Source organism: Flavobacterium hercynium (genome assembly GCF_002217285.1).
GTDB classification, from domain to species: domain Bacteria; phylum Bacteroidota; class Bacteroidia; order Flavobacteriales; family Flavobacteriaceae; genus Flavobacterium; species Flavobacterium hercynium.
The window spans coordinates 1-12335 of record NZ_MUGW01000040.1 but is presented as its reverse complement, the minus strand read 5'-3'; the positions used below and the strand labels follow the sequence as shown (position 1 = coordinate 12335).

Here is a 12335-nt window from a genome sequence, read left to right as displayed (position 1 = left end):
ATCTAGCAAAAAAAATTAGCTGTTTTAATCACAACTTGATTAAAACAGCTAATTCACAGTAAAAACTTTTTGTTATTCTTCTATTTCAATTTACTTAATGCCTCAGAATTTCTTAATACAAAAACGTATTGAAAATAATCTGTCACAAACAAATTATCCAAAGGCACTATATTTTCACCAAACATTCTTGATTTTAGACTTATTAGATTTTTTGATTTAAGATAAGGAGAATTGGAAGCGTTCAGTTTGAAAAGAGTAACCGCTTTTGGAGCACTTAATTCTTTTAAATCATTAATTCCTTTCACAAGCATAAAAGGACCATCTGCATTTAACCAATCTACTCTCTCGTTTTCAGGCGTTGGAAATTGTGGATTTTTAGGAAGGTACATTTCGCTATCTATCGTGTAGCTAACAATACTTGTAGTTTTAATTCCTGATTTTTTCAATTCTGCAGCAAATGTTTCTCTTCCTGATTCGGCTTGACTTTGCAGCGTATGGAAATACCCAAAAAGCCCATAAAACTTTTCATTTTCTATCTTTCTTTTTTTAATCAGGTTTTTAAAGTTGCTGATCATAGCCAAATCTCTTGATCCTTTTGAAGTGTCATCAAAATTTTTATCAATTCCGAGTACCGTAATTTTTAAGGAATCAGCCAATTTTTGATTGTAATCGTAAATTGCATTCCATTTATCAAATAATTGCTGACTTGATTGCTGAGGAATTCTTTGCGCAATAGATACGACAACGTCTTTTAGAATTACTTCATCTTTCGATTTTTTCAACAAAAAGCTGTTTAGTTTAGTCGCTGTTATACTATCCATTTCTGCAATGTAATATTTGATTCCTGCTTTTTTATTTAAGAAAAACAGCATCTCTCTATCCAAAGTTTGATTGTCGGCATAACCGTGAATTTCTCCTAAAAGAAAAACTTTCGATTTGTAGAAATCCTCATCAAATAATTTCCCATCAATCAAAGTTGTTACCGGTACATTATTTTTTGCCAAATAATCAAGATTGCCCTGATCTGTCGAACCTAAGAATACTTTATTACTGATGTATAAATAAATTAGAAAAATTAAGATGATGCTTAACAAAGAGATAAAGGTGAATTTGAGAATTTTTAAAATTTTCTTCATGGTTTTGGTTGGTTGGTTTGAGATTTACTTCAAAAGTGCACATTTTTTCATAATCTTTATACTTTCCTATTAAAATAATAATAAAAATTTTCCTGCTGAAACTAACGAATCTGTATCCGTAAAATATTCTTTTGTGCGTTTAAATAATTCTTTACACTAAAGAAAACGACAATAAAACACTAAATTATAACTATTTAAAAACAAAAAGCAAAAACGATTTGCATATTGTTGTCGCATATACTATATTTGCAACAACAATTAAATTTTGATAAAATGAAAACATTAACATTCGCATCATTGCAAGTAAAAGATTTAGAAGCATCAAAAGACTTCTACGAAAAAAAATTAGGCTTTGAAATTGGTAATACCAATCCGCAAGCGTGTATTTTTAAGTACAATGAAGGAGAAGCAAGCTTTGCTATTCGTACACCTCTTGAACCACTCGAAGGAAAAGAATTGGGTGTTGGCGTGGCACTTTGGTTTGCGGTTAAAGAAAATGTAGACGAATTGAAAGAAAAACTAATTGGAAATGGCGTTACAACTGCCGGACCTATTATCGAAACTCCTTTTGGAAGAGCCTTCCACGTAAAAGATATTGACGGTTATAAACTTACTTTTTTGGAGACAAAATAAAAGCAAATTGTTTACTAGTTTTAGAGTAAAGCACTTTTACGATCTACATTAATAATGATTAAGATTCCTATCTTTGAAATTAGTAAACACTTTTTTGATTTAATACCGACACAAAAGCTTTAACATCATTATGGCTAAAGAAATAGATTTTCACTTTAAAAGTCCAAAAGACAGTCCTGGTTATTTACTTGGACAACTCACAATGCTTTGGCAGCGTAAACTAAAAAAAGTTTTAGATCCATTAGATATTACACAAACACAATTTGTATTGTTAGCGGCTGTTGGCTGGCTTTCTAAAAAAAGCGACGCTGTAACACAAATTGACATTGCCAACCAAAGCAACTCTGACCGTATGATGGTGTCAAAAGTGCTGCGAACTTTGCAGGAAAAGGGCTTTATAACCCGACAAGAACATGAAACGGATACAAGAGCAAAAATCATTCGCTTAACGAATACAGGAGAAACCGTTCTGCAAAAAGCACTTATCGAAGTAGAAAATGCTGATCTTGATTTCTTTGCTGCTTTAAACGAAAATCTTCCATCCTTCAATTCGAATATGGTAAAACTTATTGAAAAAAATAAAGCAGAATAAAATTACGGATAACAGATACAATAAAGCACTAACCTCAAAATATGATCTCAACAAAAAACATCAATAAATTACCTTCAAAAGATTTACTTCAAAAAATTTGTAAAGCCATTTCTGTTTTAGATGCTATTATCTCCCAAGAATGGGAGTATCGATATTATTCCTATAACTCAGCATGGGCTAAAAAAGAGGAATTTTTCGAAATGAGAAATGGTTGTGGAGACCAAATGTTGATTTTATTTCTAGAAAACAGTTGTGTGATAAATGGTTTTGCACATGAACTTTATGATTTTGAAGATGAACTACCTGCAAAATCAAAATTGACAAAAAATCTTCCTGAAACATTTAATGAATTTATATTTGGAGAACCTGTAAAAACTATCGGTACAACATTTTGTATTTGGACTAATGAATCGGAAAAATGGGAAATAGGTGATTTAAAAAATATCTATGAAGATGGTTCCGAAGAGATGCTTTCTATTTTTGACGGAAATCCGCAAACTTATATAGATTGGGCAACCGACTATTTTGAATCTAGTTACAAAGAAAGTGGAATTCCATTAAAAACTGTAACTGAAATCTATAACGGAAAAACCCTAACTAAAGAAATGGTTTTATCAATCGTTGAGGATCTTGAGGATTGGAAACAACTCGAAGATGATCTTAAAGAAATAAATTATGAGTTTGACTTTAAATAAAAAAATACCAAAGATTTTTAATTAAAAAATAAACTTGATTTTACGTAAACACGTAATAATTATAGCTGCTTTTTGTCTACTATTGTACAACCAAAAAAAACGAAATAGCGTTAAACAATCTTATTATTGATAGCTCTAGGTAAGTTGGCGACACTATTAAATAATTGACAAAAACCAAAAATGATAAAATTTATATTCGTCTTACTTCTGACTTGTTTACAATTAGCAGCACAAGAAAATTATCAAAACGTAAAGAAAAACGTTGAAAAAACAATTGCAAACTATAAGAAAAACGGAAAAACAAATACGCAGTTAAATACGATTATTTCAAATTTTAATAGCTCTAAAAAAAGTGAATTAGAAGATTTAAAGAAAGATAATGTTGGTATTTGTATCGTACTTTCAGAAGACAATCCTGATTTAATAATATCACCTGCAAAATATACTTTTGACGATGACAAAATAAACATTTCAGGAATTGGTCCGCAAAATCCAGGTGAATTGCCCGATTATATGAAAGAGTACGTAAAAAAATACCTTACTCAATTTGAAAGCGTTGGCAGCACTGAATTATTTCGAAAACTTATCACAAAGAAGATTCCAACGGAAGGTACCTTTACCGAAAACAAAACGGAATATATTGTTAGTGAACCTAATACTATTTCTTTTGTACGCGGAAACGAAGATTGGATGTATATCATCAGTATTGATGATGATTACATGAATTTATCCGATCCAAGAATTATTGTCTACTGCTTTAAAAAATCAATCTCCGGTAAAGATATCTTCAATTTAAATAATTCTTTAGCAGATGCTGACAAAAGAAGAGAAGTCAAACAATCTCAACTTGAAGAAGACCGCGAAAAATATCCTTTATACCACGATTACAGAATAGATGATTTAAGAGAAGGTTTAAAACAACTTTTAGCACATGAACCGTATAAATCTAATCCGGAATTAATTAAGCATGCCAGTAAATTTAATGAGAGATTGGACCGTTTTAGTATTCGTAACTATGAGAAAGAACTCCTTTATCTGGCCGATATAAAAATAAGCAAAGAATTTTTGAATGAACATTTTAACGATCTCACACGCGGAGATTATGAAATTGAAAACATTACGCATTTAGCGGCTCATAGTTTAGGTGATATTTATTTTGCTAAAGGCGATTATCAGCTTGCTAAGGATTTTTATAAGAAAGCAATTTTTATCAGTCCAATAATTGTATCAAGTGGTACAACGTTTGGAAAAGATGTAGACAGAATTGTTTATGACCTTAATAAAAATGCCTATAAAGCAGGAAAGAAAGATGAAGCTTATGGCTTTCTAATTGCGTTGCTTTTTGACAGCAACATAAACACAAAAAAAGATATTGAGACTTACTTTACTGAGCAAAAAGAAGATAAAAAGCAATTCAAAAAAGATCTCGATAAAGCTTTAAAAACGCTGAAAGAAGAACAAGACAGTTACACTTTTACATTTAGAGGTAATGAAGTCTTTTTTGTTCCAATGTTGCAATTTAGTATAAAGTCATTTCAAGACTCTTTTAAAAACAACGAATTTTATAGATCATTGGAGTAATTTACCTGAAATATTACAAAATCAATTTTAATTGAATGTGCTATGCTTCAGCAATTCCCCCAACAGCTGTAATTTTCCCATCTTCAAATCTAAATTCGATTCCATGTTCCGTGTCCAGTTCATAACGGATCGATAATTTGATTGTCTTTTCGTCTAAAACTCTCAGGAACATAATTTCTTTTATTGCATAATTATGTTTGTCAACATCATCAATATTCAAAGCTGGATCACCCGATTTTTCAGGATTTTCATAAAAATGTGCGTATAGTTTCTGGTACCTTTCGAAAGCTTTGTCTTGAATATTTTTGATATTACTTTCAATATTCTCTATGAAATTCTGATACGTTGCCGCAAATTCATCCAATTGCTTTTCTGTTGGTGGTTCTTCAATTTCTTCTCCGTCTTCATCGAATTCTTCTCCTAAGAAAATCTCAATATTTTGTTTCTCAAAAAAAGAATTTGAAAAAGTAATGTCAGATGAATATCCAGCCCAGTCTTCTTCTACGTTACCCCAATATTTATGTGTCATGATTGTTTCTGCTTTTTTACTAACCTAATATACAATTAACTTTTAGTTAGTTATCTAATTTGATGACAAAAACTCATCAATTTTTATCGTTCTGTTTTCGTCATTTACTTTTTCTACAGCTTTTAAAACAGTAGCAATTTGAGTTTTATTAATTCTGTGTGTGCCAAAAAACACATATTCTATAGTTCTCGTATTTCTAATATCTTCTAAAGGATTTTTTGACAATAATACTAAATCTGAATGGTATCCTATTTTTATTTTTCCTGTTTTCTTTTTCATCCAATCACTTGGTGCTACAGTTGCAGCATAAAGTACTTGCGAGTTACTCATTCCCGTTTTAGATAAAGATTCTAATTCATCATGAAGTGAAAATCCGGGAACAACCGTTGCTACATTAGCATCTGTTCCTGCCATAATGGTAACTTTATTAGCAACTAATGCTTTTGCCATAATATGAATAGCTTCTGCATAGGTTTTCCAGAAAATGAGCGACAATCTTTTTGCTTCAGCATCATCGATTCCGTCATATTCATATCCGTTTTTACCCGGAAGCCAACCTAATTTGTACAATGGAGTACCCTCAATAATTTTGGGATTAGCATATTGCAGTTCAATTTCCTTTAATTTAGACTTTAAATCAAATCGCTGCGCCAAAAAACTTTCACATAACCAAACCGTTGAAGTAACACTGATATTATTTTTCTTTAGTTCTTTTGCAATATGCTCGGAACGTACTTTTAAAAATTCGAGATATTCTTTAGGATTTCTGGATACTGATTTTCCAAAATCGTCAATTGTTTTCACGGTTATTTCCTCAATATGTGCGACCTCAATTTGACCCGATGAATAAAAATGATCTAAATCAATTAGCGGAATGTGACCAATAACAGGAAGATTATACGTTTTCGCAATTTCGATTGTAGACTTAAACATATCCGGATTTACAAAACCATACATTTTAATGGCGTCATAACCTTGCTCCTTTATTTGCTTTATCGCTTTGGCTGCATCTTCTTTGGTAGAATAATTAATAGCATGTCGCGTCCAGCTGTAATAGTAACCTGCTAAACCGCTTTCACTAAATATAGGTGGAGATGCAATAAACATTCTTGGTCCAATACCCTTTTTCTGTATCGATTTTTTCCATTCTAATAATTCCGGACTTCCTGCCATTTCTCTAATTGAAGTAACACCATTTGCTAAATACAAATACAAGTCATTTTTACTTTCTTTTAAATGAACATGACTATCAATAAGACCCGGAATCAAAAATTTATTTGTTCCATCTATACTAGCGATTGCATTATACTTCTGTCCCCCTCGAATAATTTGATCAATCAGACCATCTTTGATAATAACATCTTGATTGGGGATAAAACTAGTACAATCTTGTGAAAGTATATTTACATTTTTTATTCGAATACCATTAGATGTTGTTGTAACCTTAGAAGAAATAGTAATCTCCTTAGTTGATTTACCAAGAACTTTTTTCAATTCATTATCGGCCCAAATAAATACGCTTAAAACAACAATTAATAGTATCACAATTATAGATAATAATCTCCTAAGCCAAACTTTTTTCATCCTTTTTAATTTTAATTTGAAAATCAAAAATAGAATCAAAACCACTTCAATTCCGCATAAAATAAAGGCTTAGGTACGAAATGCGTTGTTTTAGGTATAAAATTTACAGGAATAACAAATTGTCTTTATAGTTTTTAGAAACAGGTAAATCAATTTGTGTCAGAGAAATAGTTTGCTGGTTTTTCCAAGCCTTAAAATGAGATGGATTTACAAGATGCGAACGATGAATTTGAACTAAGAAATCAAAATCAGTTTGAACTTTTTTAAGTGTACTTCGTATTAATTTTGATTTAAGCTGATTATTCTCTACAAAAAAAATCTCAACATAATTTTGTGCATTAGACACGCAAACCAGATCGCTTTTTTTAATTCTTAATATATCTAACTTGTTTTCACCTCTAATAATTATGTTTTCGTTTTCTGATATCAAACCTTCTTCTTTCTGCGGAATTAATTTTGTAACATATATTCTCGCTAACACGATTATGGGAGTAGAAATCAAAGCCGATTTGAGAATTATTTTATCCGAAAAATGGAGAAAGTCATACCCTCCATTTAAAATAGGACTTTTATAATACAAAAATGTGCCCACTAAAAAGAGCAAATGAAAACACAAGATAGCGCCTATTTCAAAACCCACACTCCATTTTGAAATTTTTATATAAATACTTTTTTGAACTATGGCAAGCAATGCGTAACACAAAAAAGCAATTAAGCTAAATCCTGTGCTGATAAGAATCCAGGCTTTAAAACTTATTGTTCCATCATCAAATGGTCTTATAAAAAATGCAAAAATAAAAAGCCAGATACTAATAAAGATTCCAATTAAAAAATGGTGTTTTACCGAAGGATTTAGTGTTTTCATTTTAATAGCAGCTGCTTAATTATGAATTGCCCAGTAACTTTTCTGTCTCAGTCAGGAAATCTTTAGTTGCTTCTTCAATGTTGATGTTCATTCTTTCTGCCAACACAGTAAGCCACCATATCGATTCGCCTAATTTGTGTTTCAGCTCATCATCCGTATTTGCTTTTGGCCACCTGCCTTGCTGTGACATTACATGACGTCCTACTAAACCCGCATCTGTAAGAAATGCCAAAGCATCTTCTTCTACCGTCCATTCAGTATCGTGATGTTCGATTTCCAGTTCATGGTAACGCGCTCTAATTTGCAAGGAACGTTGTTTTAATTCTTCGAAGTCAATTGATGCCATAATTTAATTTTTAGTAATCAGCTCTTTAAAAGCTAAAGGTGTAATGCTTGTTTTTTTCTTAAATAATTTACTAAACGATTGCGGATGCTCAAATCCTAATTTATAGGCAATCTCAGAAACCGAAAAATTTCCATTCGCAATATATTCCTTTGCTTTTTCTATTAATTTGTCATGAATGAATTGCTGTGTATTTTGCCCACTCGTATTGCGTAATAAATCACTCAAATATCTTGGTGATAGTTGTAAAGCATCTGCCAGAAGCTGTACTGTAGGAACACCATTTTCGATAATTTTTTCATCCTTAAAATAATCTTCAAGCAAGATCTCTAATTTTGAAAGCACATCATGATTGTTTGCTTTCCGCGTAATAAACTGCCGATTGTAAAACCGATTGCTATAATTCAATAAAACTTCAATTTGAGAAATAATTACATCCTGACTAAAGTTATCAATTCGTTCGTTTAACTCCTCCGATATATTTTTGAAAACGCCTAAAATAGTCTCTTTTTCTTTCTCTGATAAATACAATGCCTCTGCTGCTGAGTAAGAAAAGAATCCGTACTTCTTAATATTTGTATTTAATGAATAAGGACGTATAAAATCAGGATGAATATGCAACGACATACCGCTATAATCTGCTTCTTCATCCTGCATTCTTAAAATTTGTCCGGGTGCAACAAACGACATTCCGCCTTCCTCAAAATCATAATAACCATGACCGTATTTTATTTTTCCTGTAAATTGGGTTTTAAAAGAGATCTTATAAAAGTTTAGTATCAAACCGTTTTCAAATTCTTTCGGATCGAAAACAGCTTCACCATAATTCAAAATACTAATAAGCGGATGCATTGGTTTAGCCTGTCCCATTGCATTATGCAATTGCGATATGGTTTCAAATACTACTGGCTTATTTTTCATTGTGATCTAAATTAGGATATTTGTTTGTAAAGAGTACTAACTATTTTATAGAAAGAAAGTTTTTAATTAAAAGCAAACATGCTTTTTATGTTTTGCACTTGTTTTTCTGCCCCGATTGTTGTGCGTTCATTGTATAATCCTATTGCATCATTTCCGGCAATATACCTAAACTGGCTTGTATTATCGGTAGTTGCATTATATACTATTTCAGCAACATCTTCGACTTTGGTATATTGAGCTACTTTTTCTGCGCTATATCCTTTACTTACTTCAGCAGATAATTTTTCGTATGCTTCGTGCTGACCTACTTCCATCGATCGTGATGCAAAATCAGTCTGCATTCCACCTGGAGCAATTACCTTAACTTGTATTCCAAATTGAGCCAATTCATACGCCATACTTTCAGAAAAACCATCTATGGCAAATTTTGTAGCGCTGTAAATAGAACAAGTTGGAAATCCTATTAAGCCAAAAGTCGACGTAATATTAACGAAAGTTCCGGTTCCTCTTTCGCGAAAATGCGAAACAAATCCTTTAGATATTCTGATAACACTAAGTAAATTGGTCGAAATCTGACGTTGAATCATTTCATCATCTAATGATTCTAGAACCCCAATCAAACCATAACCTGCATTATTCATTACAACATCTATCTCGTACTTACTTGTAACTTCGTTAATAGTTGCGATAATCTGCTTTTCATCTGTTACATCTAACGGAAGTACAACAACATCTTTTAACTGATTTAATTCTGTTTCCTTATTAGGATTACGCATTGTGGCAATTACACGCCAACCTTTGCTTTGAAATAACTTTGCCGTAGATTTACCTAAACCTGAAGAAGCACCTGTAATAAAAATTGTCTTTTGCATTTTTTAATTGTTTTAAAATTATAATACAAAAGTCAAAAAAAGTACTCCTGTGCCTGTAGTCATTTTGAATCTTATAGTAGCCAAAATGACGAAAGAGCAATATTACCTTCTAAGAAGATACAGATTTAGGCACTCTAAATTTATTATGTGCTGCTATCAATAGTATTCCAATAATAAAAAACAATAAAATCATTACTATGACATTTATGAAGACTTTTTCATTGCCAAATTTATCAACATTCAAGAAAGGATAAGGATACCAATTCACAATGCTTCCACGAATTAAAGAATAGAATAAATAAGCTAAAGGGTAAAATGTCCAGTAAATTCCGGTTTTCCAATTAATTTTAATTCGGTCAGAAAAAAGAATCCAATACAAAATATACAAAATCGGATTTAAAACGTGAAGAATATTATCAACAACAACTTGCCAGCCCTCCGCAACTAAAAGTCCTCTCAAGACAACATTGTAGACCAATCCCACAATAAGAATGTAAAGTGTAATTCCTGTTTCTACTGTAATTTTAGAAAAAAATAATCCTGCTTTTGTTTTAGGAAAAAAAACAGATAACGTCAGAGAAAAAGCAATTAACAAATTAGTTGTTATAGTAAAATAACTTAAAAAATTAGTTAGACTTCCTTCCATCAAATACCACTGAAAAAAGACTGCAAACCACGCAGAAAATGCCACAATTATAGCGCTCCAAATTTTAGTACTTCTTGCTTGTTCTAATTTTATCATACTCAAAATTTACATTTACAACAAAATCTTTAAGTATGCAATTTACAGAATATCAGTTCTATTTTATCATTTTCGTTCAACTAATTAGAGTTTATTCTAAATCAATCCTTTGATAATACCTCTTGAGGATTGTTTAATAAAACGAATAATGTTATCACGCTCGTCAGTCTGTTCGAAATTTTGTTCGATTAAAGCTAATGCTCGGGAAGTATTACGCTTTTCTTCAAAAACAACACGATAAATAGCTTTGAGTTCTTCGATCTTATCTTTATCAAAACCTCTTCTTTTCAAACCTACTGTATTTAAACCACAATAAGTCAATGGTTCACGTGATACCAAAACATAAGGCGGAATATCTTTTACAATTTTGCTCATGCCACTGATCATAGTATGTTCTCCAATAACCGAAAATTGATGTATTGCGGATAAGCCACTAATATTAGCCCAATCACCAACAATAACTTCTCCAGCCATACCAACACTAAATCCGACAATGCAATTATTTCCAATAAAACAATCGTGACCAATATGAGCTCCAGACATAATGAGATTATTATTTCCTATAACTGTTTTTCCTTTGGAAGAAGTACCTTTATTTACCGTTACATATTCACGAATTATAGTAGCGTTACCAATTTCCAATAAAGTTGATTCGTTGTTATATTTCAAATCTTGTGGAATTCCCGCTAATATAGCTCCAGAATGTATTTGACAACTTTCACCAATTCTTGAGCCATTCAGAATAGAAACATTATTTCCAATCCAAGTATTATCATGAATTACAACATCATCTTCAATCGTGCAGAAATTACCAATATGAACATTATTTCCAATTTTAGCTTTAGCACTAATAGCAGTATTTCTCAATTTCCATTTGTTTAATATCAATAACAAATATTGAAAAATAGTATATACTTTTCCTTGATCTAATGTCAAGTAATTGAAGAACGTATTCTGCTTAAAGTTTCGGGGCTTACACTAATGAGCGATGCAATATGCTTTTGTTTCGCTTTGATAATGATTTGTGGAAATGACTGCAAGAGAAACATATACTTTTGTTGTGCTGTCATTGTTCTAAACAAATGATGAAATTCATTTATTTTAGAAAGAAAGCTTCGAAGCATTTTAATATGAAACTTTGCAAATAGTGGATACTCCAGTAATATAGTTTCATCATGAAAAGACAAAGAATAAACAATCGTTTCTTCGCAAGCTTCAAAACTTTCAAATGATGGCTTTTGCTCAAAAAAACTACTCAACGAAGTAAAAAATTGATTGTCCGTGTAGATCCATTTTGTAATTTCTTCACCATCTTCAATACAAAATCTTCGAACGGCACCTGATATAATAAAATAGATTTTTTCACACACTTTACCTTCTTCGATAATAAAGGTATTTTTATGATGCTGTTCCCTAATGAAATATTTATTGACAGCTTCTTCTGTTTCGGGATCGAGTTTTTGGAAACTATTAATTATCTGTATTAATTCAATCATTTTAGAAATCTTAGTACAGCAAATTTATTGATATAATTTCAAACTGAATTCGAATTTCAAGTAGAAAGGAATGTAAAAACACTTTTAACTCGTTTATTAAAGGGCAAAATAATTGATTTAAGACTATAATTTATAATTTACGATTATAGTAATGAATTAATATAAAATCTCTGCAAGTATCTTATTAAAGCATTACCAATCTTTGTAGAGTTTCTAGCGAGGACTTCTCATTCTTCGAAGTGACAAAAATGAGAATAAGAAAATCCCCCACAATTATCCAAAACTGTTATAAAACAAAAAACCCTGTTCGTTAGAACAGGGTTTTGAAAGAAAGGCGACGACATAC

General features: G+C 31.3%; 14 protein-coding genes. 4 read left to right on the top strand and 10 right to left on the bottom strand.

Annotation, left to right across the window (positions count from 1 at the left end; genetic code table 11):
- Window positions 1–80: 80 nt before the first annotated feature.
- Window positions 81–1136, bottom strand: coding sequence for a hypothetical protein (locus B0A66_RS17555; RefSeq protein ID WP_089051164.1), 1056 nt, complete (start codon window positions 1134–1136; stop codon window positions 81–83).
- A 273-nt stretch (window positions 1137–1409) separates the two neighbouring features.
- Between B0A66_RS17555 and B0A66_RS17550 the strand changes: the two genes are divergently transcribed.
- The 4 genes from B0A66_RS17550 to B0A66_RS17535 all read left to right on the top strand — a co-directional run bounded on the left by B0A66_RS17550 (window position 1410) and on the right by B0A66_RS17535 (window position 4637).
- Entirely contained in the window at window positions 1410–1769 is a 360-nt protein-coding gene (locus B0A66_RS17550) for a VOC family protein (protein ID WP_089051163.1), read from the top strand.
- A gap of 130 nt (window positions 1770–1899) precedes the next feature.
- Complete coding sequence (locus B0A66_RS17545) at window positions 1900–2361, top strand: MarR family winged helix-turn-helix transcriptional regulator (RefSeq protein WP_089051162.1); 462 nt, start codon at window positions 1900–1902, stop codon at window positions 2359–2361.
- A 41-nt stretch (window positions 2362–2402) separates the two neighbouring features.
- The gene (locus tag B0A66_RS17540) at window positions 2403–3056 is read left to right on the top strand and encodes a hypothetical protein (RefSeq protein ID WP_089051161.1); all 654 of its coding nucleotides are present in this window, start codon (window positions 2403–2405) and stop codon (window positions 3054–3056) included.
- Between the two features lie 180 nt (window positions 3057–3236).
- The gene (locus B0A66_RS17535; protein ID WP_089051160.1) at window positions 3237–4637 is read left to right on the top strand and encodes a tetratricopeptide repeat protein; all 1401 of its coding nucleotides are present in this window, start codon (window positions 3237–3239) and stop codon (window positions 4635–4637) included.
- A gap of 40 nt (window positions 4638–4677) precedes the next feature.
- Here the strand turns inward: B0A66_RS17535 and B0A66_RS17530 are convergent, their stop codons facing one another.
- The 9 genes from B0A66_RS17530 to B0A66_RS17490 all read right to left on the bottom strand — a co-directional run bounded on the left by B0A66_RS17530 (window position 4678) and on the right by B0A66_RS17490 (window position 11989).
- Entirely contained in the window at window positions 4678–5166 is a 489-nt protein-coding gene (locus B0A66_RS17530) for a DUF6985 domain-containing protein (protein WP_089051159.1), read from the bottom strand.
- A 54-nt stretch (window positions 5167–5220) separates the two neighbouring features.
- Entirely contained in the window at window positions 5221–6750 is a 1530-nt protein-coding gene (locus B0A66_RS17525) for an amidohydrolase family protein (protein ID WP_089051158.1), read from the bottom strand.
- A 103-nt stretch (window positions 6751–6853) separates the two neighbouring features.
- The gene (locus tag B0A66_RS17520) at window positions 6854–7615 is read right to left on the bottom strand and encodes a LytTR family DNA-binding domain-containing protein (protein WP_089051157.1); all 762 of its coding nucleotides are present in this window, start codon (window positions 7613–7615) and stop codon (window positions 6854–6856) included.
- A gap of 19 nt (window positions 7616–7634) precedes the next feature.
- A complete protein-coding gene (locus tag B0A66_RS17515; protein ID WP_089051156.1) occupies window positions 7635–7961 on the bottom strand; it encodes a nucleoside triphosphate pyrophosphohydrolase family protein in 327 nt (108 codons plus the stop codon).
- Window positions 7962–7964: 3 nt separating this feature from the next.
- Entirely contained in the window at window positions 7965–8879 is a 915-nt protein-coding gene (locus tag B0A66_RS17510; RefSeq protein WP_089051155.1) for a helix-turn-helix domain-containing protein, read from the bottom strand.
- 62 nt (window positions 8880–8941) lie between these two features.
- Window positions 8942–9751, bottom strand: coding sequence for an SDR family oxidoreductase (locus B0A66_RS17505; RefSeq protein WP_089051154.1), 810 nt, complete (start codon window positions 9749–9751; stop codon window positions 8942–8944).
- A gap of 109 nt (window positions 9752–9860) precedes the next feature.
- Entirely contained in the window at window positions 9861–10493 is a 633-nt protein-coding gene (locus B0A66_RS17500) for a Pr6Pr family membrane protein (protein ID WP_089051153.1), read from the bottom strand.
- 96 nt (window positions 10494–10589) lie between these two features.
- A complete protein-coding gene (gene lpxA / locus B0A66_RS17495; RefSeq protein ID WP_089051189.1) occupies window positions 10590–11360 on the bottom strand; it encodes an acyl-ACP--UDP-N-acetylglucosamine O-acyltransferase in 771 nt (256 codons plus the stop codon).
- Window positions 11361–11425: 65 nt separating this feature from the next.
- Window positions 11426–11989: a Crp/Fnr family transcriptional regulator gene (locus B0A66_RS17490; RefSeq protein ID WP_089051152.1), complete on the bottom strand. Its 564-nt coding sequence runs from the start codon at window positions 11987–11989 to the stop codon at window positions 11426–11428.
- Window positions 11990–12335 lie beyond the last annotated feature (346 nt).